Source organism: Fulvivirga sp. (assembly GCF_040218215.1).
Taxonomy (GTDB): domain Bacteria; phylum Bacteroidota; class Bacteroidia; order Cytophagales; family Cyclobacteriaceae; genus Fulvivirga.
The window spans coordinates 157,283-181,716 of sequence record NZ_JAVJQL010000015.1 but is presented as its reverse complement, the minus strand read 5'-3'; the positions used below and the strand labels follow the sequence as shown (position 1 = coordinate 181,716).

Annotated in this window: 27 protein-coding genes; 10 read left to right on the top strand and 17 right to left on the bottom strand. The window is 39.4% G+C overall.

Annotation, left to right across the window (positions count from 1 at the left end; all coding sequences use genetic code 11):
• Window positions 1-70 precede the first annotated feature (70 nt).
• From RIB54_RS12245 to RIB54_RS12235, 3 genes are read left to right on the top strand one after another with little or no spacing between them, the layout of a single operon-like run.
• Entirely contained in the window at window positions 71-673 is a 603-nt protein-coding gene (locus tag RIB54_RS12245) for an RNA polymerase sigma factor (protein ID WP_350101170.1), read from the top strand.
• Window positions 673-960, top strand: a complete 288-nt coding sequence (locus RIB54_RS12240; RefSeq protein WP_350066150.1) for a hypothetical protein — start codon at window positions 673-675, stop codon at window positions 958-960. Before RIB54_RS12245 ends, RIB54_RS12240 begins: the two co-directional genes overlap by 1 nt.
• Window positions 947-1,612 (top strand): energy transducer TonB, encoded by a 666-nt coding sequence (locus RIB54_RS12235; protein WP_350101169.1) that lies wholly within the window; start codon window positions 947-949, stop codon window positions 1,610-1,612. Before RIB54_RS12240 ends, RIB54_RS12235 begins: the two co-directional genes overlap by 14 nt.
• A 177-nt stretch (window positions 1,613-1,789) precedes the next feature.
• Here the strand turns inward: RIB54_RS12235 and RIB54_RS12230 are convergent, their stop codons facing one another.
• On the bottom strand, window positions 1,790-3,166 hold the full coding sequence (locus RIB54_RS12230) for a DUF389 domain-containing protein (protein ID WP_350101168.1): 1,377 nt from the start codon (window positions 3,164-3,166) through the stop codon (window positions 1,790-1,792).
• Between the two features lie 157 nt (window positions 3,167-3,323).
• Between RIB54_RS12230 and RIB54_RS12225 the strand changes: the two genes are divergently transcribed.
• The 3 genes from RIB54_RS12225 to RIB54_RS12215 all read left to right on the top strand — a co-directional run bounded on the left by RIB54_RS12225 (window position 3,324) and on the right by RIB54_RS12215 (window position 6,178).
• Entirely contained in the window at window positions 3,324-3,899 is a 576-nt protein-coding gene (locus tag RIB54_RS12225; RefSeq protein WP_350066144.1) for a toxin-antitoxin system YwqK family antitoxin, read from the top strand.
• Window positions 3,900-4,015: 116 nt separating this feature from the next.
• Entirely contained in the window at window positions 4,016-4,471 is a 456-nt protein-coding gene (locus tag RIB54_RS12220) for an Hsp20/alpha crystallin family protein (RefSeq protein WP_350101167.1), read from the top strand.
• A 228-nt stretch (window positions 4,472-4,699) separates the two neighbouring features.
• Window positions 4,700-6,178: a Do family serine endopeptidase gene (locus RIB54_RS12215; protein WP_350101166.1), complete on the top strand. Its 1,479-nt coding sequence runs from the start codon at window positions 4,700-4,702 to the stop codon at window positions 6,176-6,178.
• 367 nt (window positions 6,179-6,545) lie between these two features.
• Here the strand turns inward: RIB54_RS12215 and RIB54_RS12210 are convergent, their stop codons facing one another.
• The 12 genes from RIB54_RS12210 to RIB54_RS12155 all read right to left on the bottom strand — a co-directional run bounded on the left by RIB54_RS12210 (window position 6,546) and on the right by RIB54_RS12155 (window position 16,175).
• A complete protein-coding gene (locus tag RIB54_RS12210; RefSeq protein ID WP_350101165.1) occupies window positions 6,546-7,394 on the bottom strand; it encodes a DUF4349 domain-containing protein in 849 nt (282 codons plus the stop codon).
• A 131-nt stretch (window positions 7,395-7,525) separates the two neighbouring features.
• The gene (locus RIB54_RS12205) at window positions 7,526-8,851 is read right to left on the bottom strand and encodes a hypothetical protein (protein ID WP_350101163.1); all 1,326 of its coding nucleotides are present in this window, start codon (window positions 8,849-8,851) and stop codon (window positions 7,526-7,528) included.
• A gap of 1 nt (window position 8,852) precedes the next feature.
• Complete coding sequence (locus tag RIB54_RS12200) at window positions 8,853-9,761, bottom strand: AAA family ATPase (RefSeq protein WP_350101162.1); 909 nt, start codon at window positions 9,759-9,761, stop codon at window positions 8,853-8,855.
• Window positions 9,762-9,874: 113 nt separating this feature from the next.
• Entirely contained in the window at window positions 9,875-10,072 is a 198-nt protein-coding gene (locus tag RIB54_RS12195; protein ID WP_350101161.1) for a hypothetical protein, read from the bottom strand.
• A gap of 139 nt (window positions 10,073-10,211) precedes the next feature.
• Window positions 10,212-10,802: a pseudouridine synthase gene (locus RIB54_RS12190; protein WP_350101160.1), complete on the bottom strand. Its 591-nt coding sequence runs from the start codon at window positions 10,800-10,802 to the stop codon at window positions 10,212-10,214.
• Complete coding sequence (locus RIB54_RS12185; RefSeq protein WP_350101159.1) at window positions 10,799-11,197, bottom strand: DUF3037 domain-containing protein; 399 nt, start codon at window positions 11,195-11,197, stop codon at window positions 10,799-10,801. The genes RIB54_RS12190 and RIB54_RS12185 overlap by 4 nt, the downstream gene beginning before the upstream one ends.
• Window positions 11,175-11,972 carry a HipA family kinase gene (locus RIB54_RS12180; RefSeq protein WP_350101158.1) on the bottom strand — a complete coding sequence of 266 codons (798 nt, stop codon included), beginning with the start codon at window positions 11,970-11,972 and terminating at the stop codon, window positions 11,175-11,177. Before RIB54_RS12180 ends, RIB54_RS12185 begins: the two co-directional genes overlap by 23 nt.
• A gap of 127 nt (window positions 11,973-12,099) precedes the next feature.
• The gene (locus RIB54_RS12175; protein ID WP_350066121.1) at window positions 12,100-12,831 is read right to left on the bottom strand and encodes a GIN domain-containing protein; all 732 of its coding nucleotides are present in this window, start codon (window positions 12,829-12,831) and stop codon (window positions 12,100-12,102) included.
• Window positions 12,832-13,187: 356 nt separating this feature from the next.
• Window positions 13,188-13,940 (bottom strand): hypothetical protein, encoded by a 753-nt coding sequence (locus RIB54_RS12170; protein ID WP_350101157.1) that lies wholly within the window; start codon window positions 13,938-13,940, stop codon window positions 13,188-13,190.
• Between the two features lie 53 nt (window positions 13,941-13,993).
• On the bottom strand, window positions 13,994-14,779 hold the full coding sequence (locus tag RIB54_RS12165; RefSeq protein ID WP_350101156.1) for a DUF4097 family beta strand repeat-containing protein: 786 nt from the start codon (window positions 14,777-14,779) through the stop codon (window positions 13,994-13,996).
• Window positions 14,780-14,850: 71 nt separating this feature from the next.
• Window positions 14,851-15,624, bottom strand: coding sequence for a HEAT repeat domain-containing protein (locus RIB54_RS12160; protein WP_350101155.1), 774 nt, complete (start codon window positions 15,622-15,624; stop codon window positions 14,851-14,853).
• Window positions 15,625-15,626: 2 nt separating this feature from the next.
• Window positions 15,627-16,175 carry an RNA polymerase sigma factor gene (locus RIB54_RS12155; protein WP_350101154.1) on the bottom strand — a complete coding sequence of 183 codons (549 nt, stop codon included), beginning with the start codon at window positions 16,173-16,175 and terminating at the stop codon, window positions 15,627-15,629.
• A 163-nt stretch (window positions 16,176-16,338) separates the two neighbouring features.
• Here RIB54_RS12155 and RIB54_RS12150 point away from each other — a divergent pair, with 163 nt between their 5' ends.
• Window positions 16,339-16,875 (top strand): DsrE family protein, encoded by a 537-nt coding sequence (locus tag RIB54_RS12150; RefSeq protein WP_350101153.1) that lies wholly within the window; start codon window positions 16,339-16,341, stop codon window positions 16,873-16,875.
• Here the strand turns inward: RIB54_RS12150 and RIB54_RS12145 are convergent.
• The 4 genes from RIB54_RS12145 to RIB54_RS12130 are packed head-to-tail and all read right to left on the bottom strand — an operon-like array spanning window position 16,872 to window position 19,517.
• Complete coding sequence (locus RIB54_RS12145; protein ID WP_350101152.1) at window positions 16,872-18,047, bottom strand: glycosyltransferase family 4 protein; 1,176 nt, start codon at window positions 18,045-18,047, stop codon at window positions 16,872-16,874. The two genes, RIB54_RS12150 and RIB54_RS12145, sit on opposite strands and share 4 nt — an antisense overlap.
• Window positions 18,044-18,703: an endonuclease III gene (gene nth / locus RIB54_RS12140; protein ID WP_350101151.1), complete on the bottom strand. Its 660-nt coding sequence runs from the start codon at window positions 18,701-18,703 to the stop codon at window positions 18,044-18,046. The genes RIB54_RS12145 and nth overlap by 4 nt, the downstream gene beginning before the upstream one ends.
• Before the next feature lie 3 nt (window positions 18,704-18,706).
• Entirely contained in the window at window positions 18,707-18,943 is a 237-nt protein-coding gene (locus RIB54_RS12135) for a hypothetical protein (protein ID WP_350101150.1), read from the bottom strand.
• The gene (locus tag RIB54_RS12130; RefSeq protein ID WP_350101149.1) at window positions 18,918-19,517 is read right to left on the bottom strand and encodes an RNA polymerase sigma factor; all 600 of its coding nucleotides are present in this window, start codon (window positions 19,515-19,517) and stop codon (window positions 18,918-18,920) included. The genes RIB54_RS12135 and RIB54_RS12130 overlap by 26 nt, the downstream gene beginning before the upstream one ends.
• 283 nt (window positions 19,518-19,800) lie before the next feature.
• On the opposite strand from RIB54_RS12130, the gene RIB54_RS12125 reads away from it, so the two are divergent.
• The 3 genes from RIB54_RS12125 (at window position 19,801) to gdhA (ending at window position 24,375) form a co-directional block, all read left to right on the top strand.
• Window positions 19,801-20,097 (top strand): hypothetical protein, encoded by a 297-nt coding sequence (locus tag RIB54_RS12125; RefSeq protein ID WP_350066101.1) that lies wholly within the window; start codon window positions 19,801-19,803, stop codon window positions 20,095-20,097.
• Window positions 20,098-20,150: 53 nt separating this feature from the next.
• Window positions 20,151-22,961 (top strand): excinuclease ABC subunit UvrA, encoded by a 2,811-nt coding sequence (gene uvrA / locus RIB54_RS12120; protein WP_350101148.1) that lies wholly within the window; start codon window positions 20,151-20,153, stop codon window positions 22,959-22,961.
• A 64-nt stretch (window positions 22,962-23,025) separates the two neighbouring features.
• Window positions 23,026-24,375, top strand: coding sequence for an NADP-specific glutamate dehydrogenase (gdhA, locus tag RIB54_RS12115; protein ID WP_350101147.1), 1,350 nt, complete (start codon window positions 23,026-23,028; stop codon window positions 24,373-24,375).
• Window positions 24,376-24,434 lie beyond the last annotated feature (59 nt).

Sequence of the window (24,434 nt, the reverse complement as noted above, 5' to 3'; positions counted from 1 at the left end):
TCTTAATTTGATGAGTGGGTGAGAAAATAAATTGTAATTTAATTGTGACCTTTTTACCACACAGGATTATATGCTTAGAATCATCGATCTAAATGCTTTGAGCGAAGCCCGACATATGACTGAGGATCAAATAGCTGAAGAACAAAAAATTGTTGAAGCAGCTAAAAGTGATGCCCGGGCTTTTGCCGCGATATACGATCGCTATTTTGAGCAGATCTTTAATTTCATATTAAGGAGAACAGACGATGAAGCACTGACTGATGACCTTACTTCTCAAACGTTTTTAAAAGCGCTGCAAAGCTTAAAGAAGTACGAGTTTAGAGGGCTGCCTTTTTCTGCATGGTTGTACCGAATTGCCAGCAATGAAGTGAACAAGCACTACAATAAGAAGAAAAGGAAGCGGGTTTTCAGTCTGGAAGAAGAAAGGTTATTTGAAATTATAGAAACTGAAGATGGCAATCCAGAACTGGATGGACAGATCAATATTTTGATAAGCACTTTGAATGATTTGCCAACGGATGTGATGGAAGTATTAGAATTAAGGTTTTTTGAAGAGCGGAGTTTCAAAGAGATCAGTTTCATTTTGAACATCAGCGAAAGCGGTGCGAAAATGCGACTATATAGAGCGATAGAAAAGTTAAAGAAATATTTCACCGTCAACTGGAAAGAATAATGGGAAGACATGAAATAAGATTGCGGAGAAACAGAATGACCTCAGGTAGAATTGAGGGCTACAAAGACTATCGTGACCTGATGAACAAGCATAGCCGCGCGGATAGGTTGAGAAAGGCTTACAGACTTTCTATCATAGTATTGGGTATAATTGGGCTTCTTTTCTTGTCTTATTTGTTCTTTAGGTCATCAGAAAAATCAACCCCTACAAGTGGGGTTCAAAAAATATCCCGGCCGGGTGTTTTAATCAATTATTCACTAAACACCGAAAACAATGGAAAAACGTAAAAACCCTGAAAAAGAGCTACGCAATAAGTCGGGCCTTTTCTTCCAAATTGGCCTACTCATCGCAATGATGGTATGCGTCAGTGCCTTTGAGTATCGTACAAAATCGATAGCTCACGACCCGATTGATCTGACAGGAATGGTAGATGAAACAATTATTCCTCCAATTACTATTCATGATCCTCCGCCTCCACCACCAAAACCTAAAATTATGAACCCTGTGGAAGTGCCAAATGATGACCCTGTGGAAGAACTTCCACCAGAAGTAGTGATACCAACTGATGAGCCAATAGAGATCCCTATTGATGTTGAAGAACCACCAATTGAAGACGCTCCAGTGGGTGACTTTGTCTTTGTTGAAGAGATGCCAAAACCAGATGGTGGATATGAGGGCTTTTATAAATTTGTAAGCAAAAATTTAAAATACCCAAACCAGGCTAGAAAAATGGGTATAGAAGGCAAAGTCTATGTACAGTTTGTTATTAACGAAAAAGGTGAGCTTGTAGACATAGCCGTTATCAAAGGCATTGGCGCAGGGTGCGATGAAGAAGTAATGAGAATAATGGAAAAAGCACCAAAATGGAAACCTGGCAAGCAACGAGGAGTGCCCGTGAGAGTGAAACAAGTGTTGCCGATTGAGTTTAGGTTAAACTAAAAGCATATTCTGAAATTAAATTATAGGTAAGAAGAGCCCTTTGTACTTAAGTTTCTCTGTGTTTTCTCTGTGCCCTCTGTGGTTTATAAAACTACCGAGCTAGCAGAGGCACACAGAGGAATTTATCATTAAGAAAAAACATCCAACTAATCTTTTAATTTCTTTCCAATTAATTTTTTAGTCAATCACCACAATGAGGCTATCCGATTTTGTTCTCAAGGTCAGCCATTCCCTTATTTTCTGTTGATCCTTCAAATATGGCTTTCTCTTGAAGTCCAAAACCGCATAGCATAAAGTATCCTGATTGGAATTTACCATGTCACCCATTGAGAGGTTTTCCAGCATTGGGTACTGAATAGCCAACTCAGCTCTAATATCAGCCACTGGATATTTTTTAGTTTCATAGAATAGCAGCCTTTCTTCCAAAACCTTTATTAGGTCATCTTTAGACTCAATAATCTGCTCATTTTTGTCATAAATGTCTTTCAACAAATCTGCCTTCAGGCTTTTGGCCATCTTCTCTTCAAACTCGGCCAAATCAGCGGAGTTATCCTCTTTATAACCTTGTCTGATTTTTAGGTGTGCGCCATTTAGATTAAAGTGTATCAGGTCCTTTTTAATGTCACTTATTTCTACTTCTGTTAATGGGCGACCATATAAAGTTACCTCCAGAGTAGCAGAATCACCTTTTAAGGTAAATATTTGATTGATTACCTGGGTATCATCAAAGCGAAACTCATTGGCCACAAAATTTCGGGCATTCTGCTCAAAAATGGTTCTTTTCACAAGGTTGTAAGCAAGATAAACACTCGGTGCCACGGTAAGAATAACAAATATAAATATCCAGTTTTTCACCCTTTTTTCTGTGACCGCACTTTCAAACTGTTTTTTAGGATATTTCAGAAACCTGACCATGATAAAAGTGGCCACACTGATAAACACACTGTTGATAAAAAAGAGGTAAAAGGCTCCAGCAAAATAATACCAGTTTCCATTGGCCAAACCATACCCTGCCGTACATAAGGGCGGCATAAGTGCCGTTGCTATGGCCACTCCGGGTATTGCATTTGATTTTTCCTTTCTAGAACCCGCAATAATACCGGCAAGGCCCCCAAAAGAAGCAATCAATACATCCCATAACGTAGGTGTAGTTCTTGCCAATAGTTCGGATTGAGCTTCATGAAGTGGCGTAATAAAGAAATACAGTGCCGATGTAAGCACACTGATAGTCACCGCTACACCAAGGTTTTTAATGGCCTTCTTTATCAGGTCAAAATCATTGATACCCGCTCCCATACCTATGCCCATGATCGGCCCCATTAATGGAGAGATAAGCATGGCGCCAATAATAACAGCCGTAGAATTCACATTAAGGCCGATAGAGGCAATGAAAATAGCGAAGATTAAAATCCACAGGTTAGTACCTTTAAACTCCACGCCCTTGGTTATCTCGGCAATGGTGATCTCATCGCGCTCTTTACCTTCACTAAGGTTAAAAAGCTGGGAAAGGTAATCTTTTAAGTAAACGAATAATTTCAGACCAGATTGGCTCATATTATAGCGGTATAACTGAACCAAATGTAATAAAAATGTAGTATTGGGAAGACGTTATTTTACACTAAGCTTTAATAAAGGCTCGGTAAATTCTCAAAATTTTTAATTTTACCTACTTATTGTAAAACCTATTGTTAATCAGAAAAATATGAGAAATATGAAAAAGCTGTTTTTGGTATTGATTTCCACTTATTTGATTTCATGTGGTAAAACCGAAGAATTTAGTGCTGCCACTATCGAGGGACTGGCAGAATTACCAGCAGGAGCTATCAAAGAACCATATGATGACAATCCGGATATGGTAAAAGTAACTATCAATAGAGCAACCGGTAATGCCGAAGGAGATTATTTAAATGGTCAAAGGGTTGGCACCTGGACTGAATATCATCAAACAGGATTGGTTAAAAGCAGTGCGTCTTATGTTAATGGTGTACAGCAAGGGCTTTTTACCGAGATTGACGACAGAGGCCAACTGCAAAGAATATCATACTATCATAACGGTCAGCTACACGGTAGTTGGAAAGAATTTAATAGAGCCAGGGTAAAAGAGGAGCGTACCTATAAGAACGGTAAGATTGAAGGCGTGGTAAAAGTATATTATGATACAGGTAACATCATGGAAGAAGGAGTCTATGTTAATGGCCTTAGAGATGGCGTCTCAAAATGGTATGATCAGGAAGGGAATGTTACTATCGAGTATGAATATTCTGCAGGTGAGTTAGTAAGTAAATAGTCCTTTTTAAGCCATTATGGCATATTTTAAACAAGAAGAGGGTCAAATCTAAGTCAATTTGACCCTCTTTTTTTGCGATGTTCTTCTGGCATTTAATTTGATTTTATATGGTAAAAATGTTGAATCAAAAAAAAGGAGGAATTATGACACTTATTAGAAGAACCAATGATTTGTTCCCTACATTTTTTGATGATTTCTTTGGTAGGGATTTGTTTGAAAGCAGCAGATCGGCAATGTTACAAACAACGCCAGCTGTAAACATCAGGGAAACTACAGATGATTATCATGTTGAGATGGTTTCCCCGGGCTTAAATAAAAAAGATTTCAAAGTTGAATTGGATAACCAAACTTTAACCATTTCATACGAGAAGGAGGCCTCTAAAGAAAACAAGGAAGATCAGTACACTAAAAAAGAATTTAGCTACAGCTCATTTCAAAGATCTTTCACACTGCCAAAATCAGTGGAAAGTGACAAAATAGAGGCTAATTACAAGGATGGGATATTGAATATTACCATTCCAAAAAAAGAAGAAGCTAAAAAACAAGCCTCAAGACTTATCGCCATTTCATAAGGCATTATTAGGGGATGAATTTTCCTTCATCCCCTATTTCTTAAAAAATGTTAAAAATCAAACATCGGCATTTTCCGATCGTTTTTATTAACAGAAGCAAGGGTCTCTAAAGAGAGACGTCATTGCGAACCCGATAGCTATCGGGTTCGCAATGACGATTGCTTTTTAAGGCATCCCTACATCTGACAAACACTGAGAAAAAATTAAGAATTAAAAGGAGAAAGAAAAATGAGAAAATTTGGATCATTGTTTGGTGCCGCTGTCATGGGTAGCGCACTAACTATCGGCTCGTTTCAGTTATTAACTGATAACAAGGAGCCATTGAAAATTGAACATGTGGATAGTACTCCGGCTGTACAAACAAGCTATAATGCTGACGACTCTGGCCGCGCAGTACCACTTGATTTTACTGCAGCTGCAGAAAAAGTGATGGATGCAGTAGTTCATATCAGATCTACACAAAATACCTCTGGATATACATCTCAACCAAATCAGCAGATACCTGAGCAATTCAGGGATTTCTTTGGGCCATTTTTAAGGCAAAACCCTCAAAACTATGGGCCAAGAGTGGGATCTGGTTCTGGCGTGATTATTAGCAATCAAGGGCATATTGTTACTAACAATCACGTAATCGACCAGGCAGATGATGTTGAAGTCACCTTGCACGATAACAGAAGCTTTAAGGCCAGAGTATTGGGTACTGACCCAACTACAGACCTGGCAGTATTACAAATTGAGCAAGAAGGCCTTCCATATCTCGGCCTTACCAATTCGGACAACGCTAAAGTTGGAGAATGGGTGCTGGCGGTGGGCAATCCGTTTAATCTTAACTCTACGGTTACTGCAGGCATCATTAGTGCCAAGGCCAGAAACATAGGTATTATTGGTGACAGCACTTCTATTGAATCTTTCATTCAGACAGACGCTGCTGTAAACCCTGGAAATAGTGGTGGTGCATTGGTTAACCTTAATGGCGATTTGGTAGGTATTAATACCGCCATTGCCAGTCCAACTGGTGCTTACTCTGGCTATTCTTTTGCGGTGCCTTCAAATATTGTAAATAAGGTGGTTGAAGATATTATCACTTATGGTGTAGTACAAAGAGGCTGGTTGGGTGTAACTATTCAGAGCGTAACGAGTGGCTTGGCGCGCGAAAATGACCTAACCGTAAATGCTGGTGCTTATGTTGCTGGTTTAGCAGATAACAGTGGTGCAAAAGATGTAGGCGTTGAAGTAGGTGATGTTATTGTAGAAATTGATGGCAGAACTGTGAGCAACACTGCTAACCTTATTGGTTATGTTGGTAGCAAGAGACCAGGCGATAAAGTATCTCTTAAAGTAAATAGAAGTGGTAAAGAGCTTGATTATGATGTAATGCTCAAAAACAGGGATGGCAATACAGAGTTTGTGAAAAAAGAGAAAACTGAACTGCTAACCTCACTTGGTGCCGACCTTGCGGAAGTGGACGGTAAAACCCTGAAAAGACTTGGTCTTGATGCTGGTGTTGAAGTAAAAGCACTGCGCCCTGGTAAGATCAGAAGATATACAGACATGCGTGAGGGCTTCATTATCACCAAGATAGATGGCAAAAAGGTGAAAACTGCCAAAGATGTGGTGGAGATACTTGAAAATAAAGAAGGTGGCGTGCTGATTGAGGGAGTCTATGCAAACGGTGGCGGAACCTATTACTATGGGTTAGGTGTTTAAATAGAACGAAAAAGATGTTTATCGGTAAAATATTTGTTTAAAAGTATGGCCGAGGATAAATAAAATTCGTAAACTTAAGGACATCAAGATCTTTGAATTTATTTAGTTATTAGCCTATGAAAAGACTCTTTAAAAAGGGGGAGCGGGTGAAAAACGTGAGAGACGGAAAAGTGATGGAAGTCTTACACTACATAAAAGACAAAAGCTCCTACCTAGTGGAATGTGCCTGGTTTGATATGGAGAAGAAAGAAATCAGGACCCTAACGTTAAAACAAGATAAACTATTAAAAGCGAGTTAAAAAAAGCCTCTCTTGGTAAATCCAGGAGGGGTTTTTTTAATTTCAATTTTTGAATGGCATTAGAAAGGCTACTGCTTCTTCCTTATCCACTGTCTGCCTTTCTTCAACAGAAAAAAGGATAATGCGGCTAATAAGATAAAGGGCCAAATTGCTGTGACACCCACAAGAAATGATAGGAAACCTTGCCAGCCCGTATCTAGGGCACTTAATATTCTTGCTCCAAATCCATTTCTAGAAGTTGAGTCATAAGTGTAAGGAAGGTTTTCATAAAACCTGATATCAATGGTGCTTAGGCTAACTCTTTGGCTTAAATATTTGAATTGTCCCTCAAGATTTTCAATTTCTGTTCTTATCTCATTCAGATTTCTTTCTATTTCCAAAATGTCCTTAATGGCTGAAGCCTTTTTCAAAAGCTCCAAATAACGCTCTTCTAATACCTTCTTGTTTTTAATACGTGATTTCAAATCATAGTATTGGCTGGTAACATCATCAATGTTTGAATATCGACTATCAAGTCTAAAGCCTATCCTCGATACATTTTCATAGAGACTATCATAACCATCTGCAGGAACTCTTACGGTGAGGTGGTAGGTAATTCGATGAGAAGTTTTGTTCTGACTTTCATTTTCAATATACCCTTTAAACCTTGGAAGCAGGGTTTTAATACTTTGATAGTCCTTATCGATATCCTTAGACTCAAATTCCACCCCTCCGGTCTTAACAACCTTTTTGGTAATCACGCCATCACTGACTTGATTTGGTGGTGGAGGTGGTGGAGCATTTTCAGTTAGTGGCACTTCCATCATCTCCTCAAAATCAGCATATGCGATATCCCCACTTTCGCTTTCTATATTGTAGTTGGATTTGTTATCACAGCTGAAGAATAAAGCGATTATTAAAAAATGATATGGTTTCATAGGCAGCACTTTAATAAATACTAAACGAAAATCAAATATTCCTTGGTATGATAATCCAACATCATTTTAAAGTCACATTTAATGTTTCGTGAGGACACGAAACAAGGCATCGATTCGTAGTTGAAGAGAAACTATCCTTCCACACTTTTAGTGTTCATAGCCCTGACCGCACGTTCTATTCCTGCTGGTGTTAAAGGGAACATGGGCACTAGTTCTTTCATCACCTGAATGGTGTAGGTGTGTGGCCAGTATCTTAACGGCTCGGGGTTTAGCCAGACGCTCTTTTTAAATTTTTGAGTAATGGATTTTATAGAATTAATGCTGTAGGAGTTGAGCTCATAAGGTGCCATGGCTGCATCTCCAATAAAGAAAACCCGATAGATTTTGCTGTGCATCAAAAGCTTATCAATGGTCACGGATTTGGTTCTTCGTTCATCTGAATAAACCCGATCATAAATGGTGTTGTGGAAATAATATACTTCAAGATCATGTGCAAAGCGGGTTCGCATTTTTCTGAAAAGGTTTTGGACACTGCGCACATAAGGCGCCATGGAATAGCCCCCGTTGTCAATAAGCACAATAACTTTTAACTCCTCATTTTTTTCATTGGTAAGCTCAGGTATAAACAACCCTCCTCTTTTAAGGCCGGATTTGATGGTCTGAGGCACATCTAACTTTTCAGTGGCACTTTCCTCAATTACGCCTTTAATAGAAGCCAATGCAGCATCAATGTTATTGTCATTTAACAAAGCATCACGGTCAATAGGGAAATAGTTTTTATCACCCATCACCTTTCTGGCCATTTTACCTCCGCCTTGTCCACCTACTCTGATACCGTTCTTAGCCGCACCGCCATGTCCGTAAGGAGAAATGCCTCCGGTACCGATCCAGTGACTGCCTCCTCCATGTTGTGTTCTCTGTTGCTCACGTACCTTCTCCATGCGCTCCAAAAGCTCTTCCAGCGTCAAATCGGAATAGTCGGCCATTTTATCCAACACTCGCTCCGTAGGCTCGTGGTTCGGATCAATTGGGTCTTTATCTTCCTGATCAGGATTATCCTTGTCCCAAATCTCTTTGCCGTTAATCACCTCTTTTATATCATAACTAGTCAGGTGCACCTGATCCAAAAAAGTAGTCACCAGCTGCTCATCAGTTAAATCACGATCTGCTTCATCAAAGAATTGTGTTTTCCATTTCTCAAAAGTCTCTGAACGTAGAATGGCATCTTCTAAAGTTTGTCCCGGTTTGATGGGCACGTATAAAAAGTACTCATAGTAGGCCTTGGTAAACGGACCAATATCTGCTGGTTCTTTTACAATTATGCCTTTCAATACATTATAAATATCCCCCAGCGTTTTAATCAACCCTTTCTGCATGGATTTGCGCAACAGCAGCAAGGTGCGCACATCGGCTTTTAAGCCATGCGCTCTGAATCGTTCTGGTAGGGAGCTAAACATATCAGTTTAATCGGGATCCGCCAAATGTGTCATCGGCACCTATCATTCTATTTACACGCTCCATATCGGTTTGTGTTTTTATCAGTGCGCCAATGCCTTCTAGTCCTTCAATTTTCTTTACTGCCTCTTTCGGGGCAATGTCACCCATGTATTTTAACCAATTCAGTATTTCACGGGTCGTTGGTGCTCTTTCTAATCCTAGTCTGCGTAAGTGGTAAAAAACATCCAGTGCTACACGCACAACAGCCTCATCTAATTTTGGATGATGCTTTTCAATAATCTGGCTCATCACCTCCTTATCAGGAAAGTCGATATAATGATAGATACATCGGCCTTTGAATGCTGTTGGGAGCTCTTGCTCACGGTTAGAAGTAATGACAATGGCCGGCATTTCTTCTTCAGATATTTCTATGACTTCGCCAGATTCCGGCATGATAAACTTTCGGTGACTTAAGGCATACAACAGGTCATTGGGGAACTCTCTCGGTGCCTTGTCAATCTCATCAATCAACAATACCGAATTAGGTTTACTAAACGCAATGGCTGCGGGACCTTTAACTACATAATCGCCCAAAGCTTCAGGGTTTCTGCCACCATTGGAAAGTTTGGTTTCCAATCCTTTTTCCTCCCGCTGAGCGTTTAGAATTTCAATCTGCGAATCGCGGAGGTATTTTACATGATCGAATCTCGCAACAAACTGCTCCACATTACTTTTAGAACCTACAGGATACACCTCCAAATCTAGGCCTCTATCTTTTGCATAATGAATAGGCAAGTCGGTTTTACCTGTTCCTGGCTCACCTTCAATCAAAAGCGGCATGCCAAGGGTTCGCGCCATGTGAAATGCCTGTGCCAATGCCGGATCACAAAGGTATTTTTCTGATCCTGTCCAATGAGTTGTTTCTGCCATAGTTTTATTAAAACTGTTTGATGCAATAATAGTTCAAAATGGTCAAGAAGGCGTGATCAAGTTGCGCTGCAATAATCAACTTGAAGTTCAGAAAATAAGATTGCTAGCTTTATCTACTTCTGGATGCTGGCTTTTCTCATTTTAAGCAGCGCTTTAATTCTAGATGGAATCTGATATAACGGCATAAATGAGCAGACTAAAATAGCCATTCCCTGACTTGATTGTAATCCGCCTTGTACTTCACCTATTAGGCTTATTATAAATATAGAAACACCTAAACCAAAAATAATAGCAATAATATGTCTTAGCATTGAGAAGTTGATTTAACTTGATTACTGAAAAGATAAAGGTTTTAATCAAAAATTACCACTTAATAGTGGAACGATCGAGAGTGCCCCTTCTGACCTTTAGGGGATTTATCCCTCGTGCCTCAGTCGAAATGACGAAAGATTAAAGATCATCTGACAATCCAAAACTTTCGACCTCCACAACCTCACCAGATTTCATGTCATTAAGATGAATATTGCCAATACGCACACGCACCAAACGTAAAGTGGGAAAGCCAACGGCCGCACTCATTTTTCGTACTTGCCTAAACTTACCTTCATTAACCGTAACTGACATCCAGCTTGTTGGGCCATGGCGTGCATCGCGTATTTTTTGTGTCCTTGGCGGAAAATCTGGTTCGGAATCTAAACGATGCGCTTTGCAAGGTAATGTCTCGTAGGCCTCTCCTTGCAAGGCTATATCTACTCCCTTTTTTAGCGCTTCAATAGCTTCATCAGTAATGATACCATCCACCTGAATATAATATTCCTTTTCTATCTTCTTGCTCAGCACCTGATGACTCACCTTACCATCTGTAGTCAATAGTAATAGGCCTTCTGAATCCTGATCCAGCCTGCCAATAGACATAGTACCTTCAGGAAAATCATGCAGCTCTCCCAATAATTTTCTATTCTTTCGCCTTTTTTCATTGTGCACAAATTGGGAGAGATAACCGTAAGGTTTATGGATAATAAAGTGGCGGTGTTTGGTCATGCACTCTTTGACAGTAATACTAATTCTTGATATAATTTCTCTAGTGTCTCAGCTGCATTAGACGTATAACCCGGGTGCACTTTCGACATTTGGATGATTGTACTTCTGGTAGATGTTATCCATCTGAAGCGGGAAGCAAGATCAAGTTCTGCGATGGCGCCACCCTCCTTTTTGCCCATACAAATTTGCGCTATGGCCTTAAGGTTTTCTTTTACACAATCAAGGTCCAACTCAGGTGAAAATGCCAGTAGCCGTTGAGTATCCAATTGATACTTAGCTTCCAAAAATCGCTCTGCCTTACAATAGAGTATCACACCTACATTAATAAATTCTTCGCGCTCTACCCTGGGCACAACACGAATGACAGCATAGTCAAATAAGCTTTTGTTGTGCATTTTGGGCTTCTTTTATGAATATATCTGAGTGCTTAATACGCTCCATCAAAAATGTAGCATAGGCATTTCGGTACTCATCTTTGGTCTCGAAAAGACTTTCATCATTTAAAAAATCATCGGGAATCAGAGACACAATCTCTTCTATCACCTCCTTAATCAGAATATTTTTAGCAAACTCATCAGCCTCCTCCAGCTTACTTGCCTGTTTCAACAATACATGATTTTGCACTAGTGCAAAAGGTGTTTTAATATGCTCACGCCAATTGCTCCAGTTATGATGAAAATAAAGTGAGGCTCCCGGGTCAATCATCCACAACTCCTTCTTCCACATTAGCATATTGGTATTGCGGTGGGTGCGGTCAATATTTATGAGTAAGCAATCCAGCCAAAGTATCTTTGAAGCCAATAATGGATCAAGTGTGGTAACAGTGGCATCATAAGTAATAGCTCCTGATAAATAATGAACGCCAAGGTTAAGCCCAACACTGAACTTTAGCAGATCCTGAATCTCCTCATCACCTTCGCTGCGACCAAAGCCTTCGGCTAAATTCATAAAAACCAATTCGGGCACTTGCAGTCCAAGGGCACGGGCTAGTTCACCACCTATAAGGTCAGCAATTAGTGCATTGGTACCCTGCCCAGCACCGCGAAACTTAATGACATACAAAAATCCGTCATCGGCTTCAACAATAGCCGGCATTGATCCACCTTCACGAAGAGGCGTAACATAGCGCGTAACATTGACAGTTCTAAGTTCCATTTTGGTTTGGTTCATTTGTGGGCTTAACTGTAAGTTGTAAATATAAGATTAGATATGGTTTTTCGAGTGGAACGTATACAAACAAAAGACCCTGATCCCGGCTAGGCCAGGATCAGGGTCTTCATTCAATTATCTCAATTATTTACTTTATTCTTCGCATCTGTGTTTCTCCAATCAGCCATTTTCTTTCAATTACAGGATTGCCCACGTAGTTGATTCTGCCTTCACCAAAATGAACTACTTCAAGAAAATCAGTGGCGTTGATATTAATAATGTTATCACCAAAGCTTTTGGATTTTACTGCGCTGCTTTCAAAGTTTTCTGCATTGATCTTATTCTCTCCATAAGTGTTATAAATCTGGTTGTAGGTGCTTCCCGAGTTAACGGCAAAGGTGTTTTCTCCATACAGCGCCACTTTGAAGTTGCCTGTGTTTACGCTATTCAACTTAATATCATTTTCTCCATAGGCAATGAACTTCAAATTTCTGGTCGATAATTCACCCTCACAGACCAAATTCTCCTCGCCACGTAAGTCAATTTTCTTAAGTGTCACGTAAGTAATCTTCGCTTTTACCCGAGCCCATTTATACCTTCTGGGCATGTCGAAGTCTCTTTTAAAGAGTCTAAGGTTTATCTCCGCATCTTCCAGGAAGACATGCAAAGTCCGGCCTCTTACTTCTGCTCCCAGCTTATCAGAAGAAATGCCATCGTAGGTAAATTCAATTGCTTCCTTATCTCCTTTTACAAGGGTTACATCTATATAAGGATTGATAATAACCTTTTCGAACCTGCTAAGAGGCAACTCCAGTGTTTGTGCCATTGACGCTGTTGAGAAGCAGATTATGGCAATTAATGTTGTGTAAAGTTTATTCATGATTTTGACCGTTTCCTTCTAAGATGGCATTTGTTATGAAAAGGTTGCATAAGGTAGTAAAAAAATTATCGCTAATTGCTGTATTGTTTCATGAGGACACGAAACAGGGCATTGGATGAGTTAGGGGAACTTTCTGTGAATCTAATTCATCCGAAGACTATCTTCATCATGTCTATAGTCATCGGATGAATGTTTTCTCTAAGGAAAGGTGATATGATTTTAGTGATTGCCATATCAATTACTTATTGCAGGTCATAACAATGAGCACCTTTAGAGATTCAGGCTCAAGGCTGGAAAGACAAAAGAAAAGGCCAGCCTAATAGACTGACCTCTTCACCAATAAGAAAATTTACTGCTCAGGGCTTTCTTATATAGATGTTTCCAAATTCTGATTTTAATTCCTGAAGGGCCCCTCCTCCATTAATGTCGCATGACACCCAGTCCCATTTTCCCGGATGGTCACCAAACTCAAGCGAAGCAAATTTTTGATCCAGATCAGTATATTTCCTTCCGAACTTTGTGCCGGCTTTAATAGTGTTCTTAGCCATTGGTACTTTTATATCCACTCCACCAAACTTGGAGTGCACCTGCAGTTTGCCAGAATATTTCATGATCTCAACCATGCCGTATTTGCTGTAGATATCGAGGTTGATGTTTGATGGCACATAGACCACCAGTTTTATATCCATGATCACCCCATGATTCATAAACTCATACCCATTCGATCCTTTCTCGTCCAAAAACTTGACTACCTCCGGGCTACTTCTGTCATCAGTGTTAAAAAAATACTCTTGTCCTCCTGCTCTTATCATTATCTTCTTTGGCAGGCCTTCAAAGTTTTCAATTTCTGATTTAATTCTAATAGACCCAGCCGCTTCATCAACTTCCAGTTTAAATGCATCATCATTCTGACCTCGATTAATAGTTACCTGAGCTTCAATTTTGATTTCATTTTTTTCCCAACTGCTTACCTGAATAAGCTCTGGCCAGGTAAAATCCAATGACACGTTCTGACCACTTTTGGTAGCTATTGTCTTGTCAACTTTTGTTTGGCATAGGGCAAAGTTTCCCACCCCAGCCAATATTATTAGGCTGATTATGTATTTCATAATTCAATAAGTTAGTGTTCAAATGGTCCCTTCAGACCTGAAGGGCCTTGACTTTATTTCTTTCTCAGGTAGATGCTACCGTGTGTAGAAGATATATTCATATTTACACCACCGCCATTCATCTTGCCATTGACCTTGTTTTGGTTATAGCGTTTCATACTATCAGCGGTCTTCTCAATTTCTATTTCAAGATCAGAATAAATCTCCCCCCAGTTTGTACTAATAGTGAAATTAGCCTTAGTTGCTATAGGAATGCTCAAATCAATATCTCCATGGGAGGAAATTATAGAAATGGGGTTTGACTGATTTATGGTTCCAAAAGCACCATCAATATCTCCATGTACCGTGCTTATTGTCATTGGTCCAGTTACATTTTCCAGTCGCACATCACAGTGTGTAGTTGTTGCTTCTATCTCACTATTTATGTTTTTGAATGAAACAGACTTGCTATAAACAGAACCATTTTCAAAAACTATGGTCACACCTTTAGGTACTTTAATCAGGTATTCTCCTGAACCTGTTCTGGAAATTTGATTAATAGTGGCACCACCAGAAGTTTTTTCAACATTTAATCCTATACCTGTATTATCCTCGAGCCCAAGGCCATTTATTAATCTTAGGCCTTTAGCCCGCTCAGATTTTTCCCGGTCGTTATCACGGTTTGTAATTGTTACAGAACCATTTGAGCTGGCTTCAAATTCAACTTCATCAAGTTCTTTTACTATCAGTTTGCCTGAGCTCATATCGAGCTTATACTCATTCGAATTCTGGGCATTTATCTGCCCAAGTCCTAATGCTATAACCAAACACGTCAGACCTATTAATTTTAACTTTTTCATTTTTTTACTTTTTAGTTGTTCCATTTGATTTTGAGATTGCCTTGGAAGGCTATTGTTATAAACCCGGGTTTCTATGATAATTTGAAGACTCCATAATTGGCCTCATCCCTGACCGCCTCTATATTATCCTCATCTTCAGTGAGCTTTTTAAGTGGCTCAATTGCTCTTTTTTCTTTTAGTTGCACTAACAAATTGATTAATACTATCTGTACTGCTGGCTTATCTTGCGTACTCAACGACTCGATTAATGCCTTGCGCACCTTCTCATCATCTGCATACTTGCTCAATGCCTCTAGCGCTGCCAGGCGCACATTAATATTCTCATCAGTATTCAATGTCTTTACAAAAGCTTGTATAATATCATCATCCATACTGGACATAGCATAACTGGCATTAACAGCACCCAACCTTGAGCTTGCTGACTGGTCATCTAGAGAATTTAAAACAAGTGCCTTAGTGGCAGCCATTTCATTTCTCAGCTTATCCATTTCATCTGTATTTCCTTTATTCATCGAGATGCCAAGAATATACCCTACAGCCAGTATGGCCACCGCAGCGGCTATCTGATACCGCCTTTTATTATTTGATCCGGCATTAATCGGTATCACCTTAGTCTGATTTTCAATTTCATGATCCAGAAACTGCTGAAAATCTTTGCTCAGTTGTGCGGCAGCTTCTAACTCTTTGTCATTATTCATCAGCTTATTCAGCTCCGAATACTTTTCATAAGTAGATTTCCATTCTTGGTCTTCACGTATGTGCTTTTCCACATAAACCTTTAATTCACCCGATAGGTAGCCATCTATATAATCGTTGATTAACTCGGTCATCCTATTTTCCTCCATGATTATATTTTTTCGAGTTCTAAATAATTTTCTTTCAATTGGCCTAAAGCACGGTGCACTTTGGTTTTTATTGCACCCACAGAGGTTTCATAAATGCTTGCTATTTCCTCGTATTTCAGCTTTTGAAATTTGCTCAATATTAATATCTCTTTCTGTTCTGGCTTTAGTTTATAAAGGGCGATGTACAATAATTTCTGCCGCTCATCTTCCACCATTTGATCATCGACTGCTGTCATTTTTTGATCCATTATTTCGAGATTATCATCGCTAAACATCACTTTGTTCTTTCTATAATGGTCGGCATATATATTTCGGGCTATCCTGAAAATCCAGGACTTAAATACCGCTCCGGTTTGATATGTATGCTTATAATGTATCATCCTCATAAAAACATTTTGCGTGAGGTCATGGCCAAGGTCTCTGTCCAAGGTTATCTTCACAAAAAAATTGTACAGGTGCTTATGGTAACGATCAAATAGTTGAGAAGCCTTATTTAGTTCTCCGCCTCTTACCGCTTCCATCAGCTGTTCATCAGTAAGTGTTTTTTCCACTAATTATAATTTTCAGTCTAGAATACCCAGGTCGATACAAATGGTTACAGAGTAATTTAAAAAATATTTTACCAGCCACTGCCCGATCAAATAATTCTTTCCAAATGAGGACTATATATTGCCTATATTGGAGCTATGATGAACCTTTTATAAAATCAAGAATATGATAAAGCACAAAATAATTTTTTCAATTCTTTTCTTCGTTGCTGTTAGCGCCAAGGCTCAAGAAAGGCAAAACCCTGTGGTTTCTCCTTTTGGTGGAATCTATGATATTCCTGAAGCAACTATAAAAGCCGACCCTGAGTTGGAATACAAAGTGGTAATAGATTTAGTAACTGGTAATGAAGATGCCAAAGAATTCAACTGGTCACTGAACAATGTAGCAAGAATGCTGAACCTTCATGCTGTAAGCGGTGCCGATATGAGTAGGATGAAGGTGGTAGTTGCCGTTCATGGCGAAGCAACCTATAGCATCGCCAATGACAAAAGATATAAAGCCAAGTATGGAGTGGAGAATCCCAATAAAGAGTTAATCAAAGCCTTGACCAATGCCGGAGTTACCATTGCGGTTTGTGGCCAGTCGCTTAAAGGTAGAGGAATAGCAACTGATGACGTGTTAGAAGAAGTACAAATTGCTACTTCCATGCTTACTACTGTCACCACCTATCAACTGAAAGGTTATGCTTTATTAAAATTCTAGCTGAATCCTTCCAGTACTTTATCGAGCTTAGGCAGTTGATTTTGTAAAGAGAATTTGTCGGCAAGTTCTCTTGCATTCATTTTACTCTGCTCAAGTTTACCATGGTCTTCTAAATAGGTCGTGAGCCGGTTTAAAAATTCTTTTGGGCTTTTGGGATCATAATAAAACCCACAACCGTGCTCTTCAATAGCCTTTTTTATCCACCCCTTGAAATTGATGACTATCAATTTGCCGCTAGCAAGGCCATCAAAAAACTTATTTGGACTGCCTGTAGCCAATACAGGCACATTTTTAAAAGAAACATAAATGGCATCAGTAATATTTAGAATTTGCCTGACTTCATATTTATCTACCTGATTGGCAAAAGTGATATTCTTCAAGCCCTTGGATTCTGCCAGTGTCCTAATTTTATTAAATCGCGCGCCTCCACCGACAATAAAATAATGAAGATTTTCTACGATCCTGGAAATTTCGGCCACCTCAATAAGATATTCCAGTTCATTGGCCATTCCTACGGTGCCCAAGTATGAAATCACAAACTTATCCTGAACCTGATATTTATTAAGGTAATCACGCTTCTTTTCCTCAGGTTTAAAAAAATCCATATCGGCAAAATTGGTAATGACCTCTACCTCCTTTTCCGGCACCTTTTGTTGGATTGCAGTTTTAATATCTTTGGATAACGCCACAATCTTGGCCGCTTTTCTATAAGCATTGCGCTCTAGCTTTAATGCGATGCTTTTAAGAATTGGATTTTTTATCACCTTAAGCTGAATGGGCGCCTCAGGCCAAAGATCCCCAACCTCAAATACGTAAGGCGTGCCATATCTCTTTTTTGACTTTAAAGCTATTAAGGCGGTACTCAGAGGAGTGGAAATAACATAATTAAGATCAAATTTTGGAAGTTTTCTTATTAACCTGTTGGCTGCCCAGACAAATAAAATGAAGGCGTGAATTCTACTTAAAAAGCTTAAGTGATTTTCATAATAAATAGGCAGGCTATGAACTTCAAAGCCCAAATCGTTTTCAATAGTATATGCCTTATTATTTCTAGCGGTTATAACTGTTACATCATGTCCTTGCTCATGCAGGTGCTTCGCTATGTAGTAGGAACGAATGGCTCCACCAGATTCTGGCGTTTTATAATATTGATGAATAAGACAAACCCTCATTTTTTAGAGACCTTCGCTAGGTTCTTTTCAAAATATCTACAGAAATGAGTGATGTTGCATTCTTCGCACTTGGGAGTTCGGGCCAGACAAACATACCTGCCATGCAATATGAGCCAGTGGTGTGCTCTGGCAATATAATCTTCAGGAATATATTTCACTAACTGCTTTTCTACCTCTAATGGTGTTTTTGCATTTTGTGCGACCAAGCCAAGCCTTTTTGACACTCTAAAAACATGAGTATCAACCGCCATGGCTGGCTGATGGTAAATTACAGAAGCAATAACATTGGCCGTTTTCCTTCCTACACCAGGAAGTTTTTGAAGTTCCTTAATGTCAGCTGGTATTTCAGAGTTGAAATCTTCAACCAGCATTTTGGCCATTCCAATAAGGTGCTTTGATTTATTATTAGGATAGGAAACTGATCTGATGAGTGGAAATACCTCATCAAAATGACTCACTGCCAATAGTTCAGCAGTGGGAAATTTTTCAAACAGAGCCGGTGTAACGGCATTTATTCTCTTATCAGTGCATTGAGCACTCAGAATAACTGCCACAAGCAACTCGAACGGATTACTATAATTTAGTTCCGTTTCTGCCTCAGGCTGGTTTTCAGTAAAATACGCTACAAAATTCTCAAATCTCTCTTTCTTCTGCATTCCTTATTTCTTGGAAAGCAAATTTAGGGATTTTGAGAAATTGAGTATATTATTAATTACCATATCTGATGGAGCCTTTTGGGCTTCATCAAGTCGGTTTTTAACGCCACTGATTTCCTTGTACATAATCTGTAGCTCTGCATCGCAAAGCATTGCTTTTTCTATTTCCTGGCTTTCTTCTTCAGAAGTTTCGTGGTAAACGTACCTGATTACGTCATCTTGGGTAAATGTTCTGATCATAGGCAATATTGTATTGTTTCATTTTCTTCCTAAGATTAATTAAAGCATACCTCATCCTTCCCAATGCCGTGTTGATACTCACACCCGTATTCTCACTAATCTCCTGAAAGCTCATATCCATGTAATGCCTCATAACAAGCACCTCTCGCTGTGCATCGGGCAATTCGTCTATCAACTGCCTAAGCTTTACATGGGTATCCTGCTTTATCTGTGCAGACTCTATGGAGTCTTCAGCAAACTGCAGAGTATTAAATACTGAGCTACCATCTTCGAGTACCACTGTAGGGTAACGCTTTTCTTTTCTAAAATTATCTATCGCCAGATTATGAGCAATTCTCAGAATCCAGGGCAAAAACTTACCTTCCTCGTTATACCGCCCCTCTTTAATCGTGCGTATAGCTTTGATAAAAGTCTCCTGTAGCAAATCTTCGGCTACATAGTTATCCTTTACAATTAAATAAATGGTTGTGAAAACTCTGGACTTGTGCCTGTTAAGCAACTGTTCGAAAGCCTCTTCGCTACCAAGTTTGTAAAGTGACACCAACTTACTATCACTGATCTTATACTTCTCCATTAAGGTTTACAATTTAGTTAACGTAGAGGTCTATATCATATTGTTGCTCCCTGGGGTTTTGGTTAAAATATTTTGGCACTAAGAAGTCAAATCTAAAAAAATATAACTCGAACTTGCAAAACTTTTTAAAAATATTTTCTAATTCGAAGAATATTCACTTGTTTAAAACTTATTAATTGCAAGCTATTTTTTTATCCAAATATTTAATTAGTCTTGCACGTTTTTTTAAATCAAATAAAATTAATTTTTAAATACTCTAATTGGTAATTACTATCTCAATGACATGGAAAAAAAACGAGTCATAAAAAGCCTTGATAATCTCGATCCCGAGCTAAAGACTTTAGTCAAAAAGACTTATCCCGATGGATTTGAAGGTCATCTTATCAGGTTGCAAAATGCAAAAAACGAGCCGTTTTTTTGTGTGCCCCTGGAAACCAGTGATACTATGTATCTGGTTAAAATAGCTGTCACTAAAAATACCGATGGCGGATATGATATTGATGACGAAGAAGACAACGAAAGGGATGAAGACTCAAATGTAGATGAAGCTTCATTCGATGAAGACTTTGAAGACGATTAAGATAACGTTTAGCTGATTTATCTCTCCATTGTATTGTATCTTTGCAGCCGTTTATGCTAGATACACAAGAGAATAGTACCCTTGAATCCCTTGACCCCAAGCAATATATTATTGTAAAAAAGGCAAGGGTTAATAATCTTAAAAACCTTAGTGTAGCCATTCCAAGGAACAAACTAGTGGTTATCACTGGCTTATCAGGCTCTGGAAAATCCTCACTTGCTTTTGATACATTATTTGCTGAAGGGCAGAGAATGTATGTTGAAAGCCTAAGCTCCTATGCCCGACAATTTTTAGGTAGAATGGAGAAGCCGGAGGTAGATTATATCAAAGGGGTTTCTCCTGCCATAGCTATTGAACAAAAAGTAAACACCAGAAATCCCCGGTCTACTGTAGGTACAACAACTGAGATTTTTGATTATTTAAAATTGCTTTTCGCCAGGGTTGGCATAACCTATTCACCAATAAGTGGAAAAAAGGTAACGAAAGACACCGTCACGGATGTGGTCAACTATGTAAATAGCTTTGACAAAGGCACTAAAGTTATGGTGACCTGTCCATTGAAGTTAACCAAGAACAGAACCCTCGATAAAGAGTTTGGAATATTGCTAAGCAAGGGCTACACCCGTGTGCTGATTGATACTGAGACCAGGTTCATTGAAGACCTGATTGAAGAAAAAGTCAAATTGAAAAAGGATGCACAAGTTGAGATTTTAATTGACCGGGCTGTTATTGATGCTGATGATGAAGACACAGTTTACAGAATCTCAGATTCTGTACAAACAGCCTATTTTGAAGGATTAGGTGACTGTTACATTCATGTAGATGGTCATAAAAGGAAAAATTTCTCTGATCGGTTTGAAGCTGATGACATAAAATTTGAAGAGCCCTCGGTTAACTTATTTAGCTTCAACAATCCCTATGGGGCCTGTAGAACATGCGAGGGTTTTGGCAAAGTACTTGGCATAGACAGGGATTTGGTCATTCCTGACAAAAGTCTGTCTGTTTACGAAGGGGCCATCGCTCCCTGGCGAAGCGAAACCATGAAAAAATGGTTAGATCCTTTATTAAAGGATGGTATTCGTTTTGATTTTCCAATCCATCGTCCTTACAACGAGTTAACCGAAGCCCAAAAAGAGCTGTTGTGGGCTGGCAATGAATATTTTAAAGGACTTAATCACTTCTTTCAATTTCTTGAAAGTAAGACCCATAAAATTCAATATAGAGTACTTTTATCAAGATATCGTGGGCGTACGGTCTGCCCTGACTGCCGTGGCACCAGACTCCGTAAGGACGCGAGTTATGTAAAAATAGGAGGTAAGTCAATAACTGATATTGTGCTTATGCCCATTGATAAAGTAGCCATCTTTTTCAATGGGCTGCAACTGGATGAATATGACTTGAAGTTAAGTAACAGGCTGCTTAAAGAAATTAACAACCGACTAGATTATATTCAACAGGTTGGCCTTGGCTACCTTACCCTTAATAGAATGACTTCAACCCTGTCTGGAGGAGAATTTCAGCGTATTAAACTAGCTACTTCTTTGGGAAGCGCATTGGTGGGCTCCATGTACATTTTGGATGAACCGAGTATTGGACTTCACCCCAGGGATACCAGAAGGCTTGTTGAAGTGCTAAAAACACTCAGGGATTTGGGCAACACTGTGATAGTTGTGGAGCACGAAGAGGAAGTGATGAAAGCAGCTGATCAAATCATTGATATTGGTCCTAATGCCGGCATTCATGGTGGCGAATTGATATTTCAAGGAAGAATTGACGAGCTAAACGGTGCCACTGGCCATACTGCTGATTTTCTTCTGGGTAAAGAAGAAATCAATACCCCAGCACAAAGACGGAAATGGAAAGACTCCATTGACATCTATGGCGGTGTTGAAAACAACCTTAAAAATGTAAATGTCAAATTTCCGTTAGGCATATTGACGGCAATAACAGGGGTGAGCGGATCAGGCAAATCAACACTAATCAAAAAATTGCTTTATCCAGCCGTTGGAAAGATTTTAGGCACGGTATCAGAATCAACCGGTAAGTTTGATAAAATGGAAGGTGACTATAGCAAAGTCACACAGATTGAATTCGTTGACCAAAACCCGATTGGCAAATCATCAAGGTCAAACCCAGTCACTTATGTAAAGGCATATGATGCCATCAGGCAACTCTATGCAGACCAGCCTTTATCCAAACAAAGAGGATACAAACCATCTCATTTTTCATTTAATGTGGAAGGCGGTAGATGCGAAACCTGCCAGGGAGAAGGATCCGTTAAAATTGAAATGCAGTTTATGGCTGACATCTATCTTACTTGCGAAAGTTGCCATGGTAAGCGCTTCAAGCAAGAGGTTTTAGACGTGGAATATCACGGTAAGAGCATTGCTGACGTACTTGACTTAACTGTTGAAGAAAGTTTACTTTTCTTCGATGGGAAAACCTCTATAATCAATAAAATCCAGCCATTATATGATGTTGGGTTAGGTTATATCGGGCTTGGCCAGTCATCCAACAGCTTAAGTGGTGGCGAGGCGCAAAGGGTAAAATTGGCCTTTTTCTTAGGCAAGCACAGCAGGGATAGCAAGGAACATATCTTGTTCATTTTCGATGAACCAACTACAGGCCTGCATTTTCATGACATCTCAAAACTAATGGATTCTGTAAATGCCTTAGTAGACCAAGGAAACAGTGTTATTATTATTGAGCACAACATGGAGGTAATAAAATCAGCCGACTGGATTATTGATTTGGGGCCTGAAGGTGGTGAAGCCGGTGGTAACATATCGTTTGCAGGTTTACCGGAAGATTTGGCCAAAGTTCCTAATAATCATACGGCCGAATATTTAGCCCAAAAGCTTTAATTATTAGGATTTAAAACGTTTGCATAACTATCAGAAATAGTATATTTACCGCAAAATTTAACCTATGTCAAGTTTACTAAAATCTATATTTGATAGAAACCCTGGTGAGTCAGAGTTTCATCAGGCCGTTGAAGAAGTTTATGAAACGGTTGAAAAGGTAATTAAGAAAAACCCTAAGTACCAAAAAGCCAAAATCTTTGAAAGAATGACCGAGCCTGAAAGGCTCATCAGTTTCAGGGTGACTTGGATTGATGATAAAGGAGAAGTTCAAGTCAACAAGGGCTATAGAGTTCAAATGAACAGCGCCATTGGGCCATATAAAGGTGGGTTAAGATTCCATCCATCAGTGACTCCTAGCATTTTAAAGTTTCTTGCTTTCGAACAAATCTTCAAAAATGCGTTAACCGGCCTCCCTATGGGTGGTGGTAAAGGTGGTTCTGATTTTGACCCTAAGGGAAAATCTGATGGAGAAGTGATGCGTTTCTGCCAGGCCTTCATGTCTGAACTTTCAAAGCATATCGGCCATAGGTTAGATGTGCCTGCTGGTGACATTGGCGTAGGCGGTCGTGAGATTGGCTACATGTTCGGTGCTTACAAAAAAATGCAGAATGAGTTTACTGGAGTTTTAACTGGTAAAGGCCAGGGTTGGGGTGGAAGCTTAATTCGCCCTGAAGCCACAGGTTATGGCCTGGTGTACTTTGCCCAAAACATGCTTGCCGAACAAAATGACAGCCTCAATGGCAAGACTTGTTTGGTCTCTGGCTCAGGTAATGTTGCTCAGTTTGCAATGAAGAAATTGCTTATTTTGGGTGCTAAACCTGTTACAGCTTCTGATTCTTCAGGCTACATATATGACAAAGATGGTATTTCTTCTGAGAAACTGGATTTCATCATGGAGCTCAAAAATGAGAAAAGAGGCAGGATTTCAGAGTATGCTGATAAGTTTAAGTCTGCCAAATTCATTGCTAATGATGCAAAAGCAGATCACAATTCTCTTTGGGCCATTAAGGCTGATTGTGCTTTCCCTTGTGCTACACAGAATGAGATCAATATCAAAGATGCCAAAAATTTAATAGCTGGTGGTGTTAAACTTCTTGCCGAAGGTGCAAATATGCCAACCATGTCAGATGCCATTGTAGAGTTATTAAAGGCTGGTGTCAACTATGCTCCTGGCAAAGCTTCAAATGCTGGGGGTGTGGCAACTTCAGGCCTTGAAATGGTGCAAAACTATAGCGGAATCTACTGGACAAGAGAAGAAGTAGATACACGTCTCAGAGAGATCATGAAGAGCATCCATGACTCATGTCTACAAGCTTCTAAAGAGTATGGAATGGATGGTAACTATCAGGCTGGCGCCAATATTGCCGGGTTTGTCAAGGTTGCCAATGCTATGGTTGCACAAGGTATTATTTAACGGTAGAACTTACATACTAACAAAAACCTCACATTAACGTGTGGGGTTTTTCTATATTG

Coding starts and splice junctions, on each gene's coding strand:
- RIB54_RS12245 (WP_350101170.1), top strand. CDS start 71: ATGCTTAGAATCATCGATCTAAATGCTTTGAGCGAAGCCCGACATATG.
- RIB54_RS12240 (WP_350066150.1), top strand. CDS start 673: ATGGGAAGACATGAAATAAGATTGCGGAGAAACAGAATGACCTCAGGT.
- RIB54_RS12235 (WP_350101169.1), top strand. CDS start 947: ATGGAAAAACGTAAAAACCCTGAAAAAGAGCTACGCAATAAGTCGGGC.
- RIB54_RS12230 (WP_350101168.1), bottom strand. CDS start 3,166: ATGAGCCAATCTGGTCTGAAATTATTCGTTTACTTAAAAGATTACCTT.
- RIB54_RS12225 (WP_350066144.1), top strand. CDS start 3,324: ATGAAAAAGCTGTTTTTGGTATTGATTTCCACTTATTTGATTTCATGT.
- RIB54_RS12220 (WP_350101167.1), top strand. CDS start 4,016: ATGTTGAATCAAAAAAAAGGAGGAATTATGACACTTATTAGAAGAACC.
- RIB54_RS12215 (WP_350101166.1), top strand. CDS start 4,700: ATGAGAAAATTTGGATCATTGTTTGGTGCCGCTGTCATGGGTAGCGCA.
- RIB54_RS12210 (WP_350101165.1), bottom strand. CDS start 7,394: ATGAAACCATATCATTTTTTAATAATCGCTTTATTCTTCAGCTGTGAT.
- RIB54_RS12205 (WP_350101163.1), bottom strand. CDS start 8,851: ATGTTTAGCTCCCTACCAGAACGATTCAGAGCGCATGGCTTAAAAGCC.
- RIB54_RS12200 (WP_350101162.1), bottom strand. CDS start 9,761: ATGGCAGAAACAACTCATTGGACAGGATCAGAAAAATACCTTTGTGAT.
- RIB54_RS12195 (WP_350101161.1), bottom strand. CDS start 10,072: ATGCTAAGACATATTATTGCTATTATTTTTGGTTTAGGTGTTTCTATA.
- RIB54_RS12190 (WP_350101160.1), bottom strand. CDS start 10,802: ATGACCAAACACCGCCACTTTATTATCCATAAACCTTACGGTTATCTC.
- RIB54_RS12185 (WP_350101159.1), bottom strand. CDS start 11,197: ATGCACAACAAAAGCTTATTTGACTATGCTGTCATTCGTGTTGTGCCC.
- RIB54_RS12180 (WP_350101158.1), bottom strand. CDS start 11,972: ATGAACCAAACCAAAATGGAACTTAGAACTGTCAATGTTACGCGCTAT.
- RIB54_RS12175 (WP_350066121.1), bottom strand. CDS start 12,831: ATGAATAAACTTTACACAACATTAATTGCCATAATCTGCTTCTCAACA.
- RIB54_RS12170 (WP_350101157.1), bottom strand. CDS start 13,940: ATGAAATACATAATCAGCCTAATAATATTGGCTGGGGTGGGAAACTTT.
- RIB54_RS12165 (WP_350101156.1), bottom strand. CDS start 14,779: ATGAAAAAGTTAAAATTAATAGGTCTGACGTGTTTGGTTATAGCATTA.
- RIB54_RS12160 (WP_350101155.1), bottom strand. CDS start 15,624: ATGGAGGAAAATAGGATGACCGAGTTAATCAACGATTATATAGATGGC.
- RIB54_RS12150 (WP_350101153.1), top strand. CDS start 16,339: ATGATAAAGCACAAAATAATTTTTTCAATTCTTTTCTTCGTTGCTGTT.
- RIB54_RS12145 (WP_350101152.1), bottom strand. CDS start 18,047: ATGAGGGTTTGTCTTATTCATCAATATTATAAAACGCCAGAATCTGGT.
- nth (WP_350101151.1), bottom strand. CDS start 18,703: ATGCAGAAGAAAGAGAGATTTGAGAATTTTGTAGCGTATTTTACTGAA.
- RIB54_RS12135 (WP_350101150.1), bottom strand. CDS start 18,943: ATGATCAGAACATTTACCCAAGATGACGTAATCAGGTACGTTTACCAC.
- RIB54_RS12130 (WP_350101149.1), bottom strand. CDS start 19,517: ATGGAGAAGTATAAGATCAGTGATAGTAAGTTGGTGTCACTTTACAAA.
- RIB54_RS12125 (WP_350066101.1), top strand. CDS start 19,801: ATGGAAAAAAAACGAGTCATAAAAAGCCTTGATAATCTCGATCCCGAG.
- uvrA (WP_350101148.1), top strand. CDS start 20,151: ATGCTAGATACACAAGAGAATAGTACCCTTGAATCCCTTGACCCCAAG.
- gdhA (WP_350101147.1), top strand. CDS start 23,026: ATGTCAAGTTTACTAAAATCTATATTTGATAGAAACCCTGGTGAGTCA.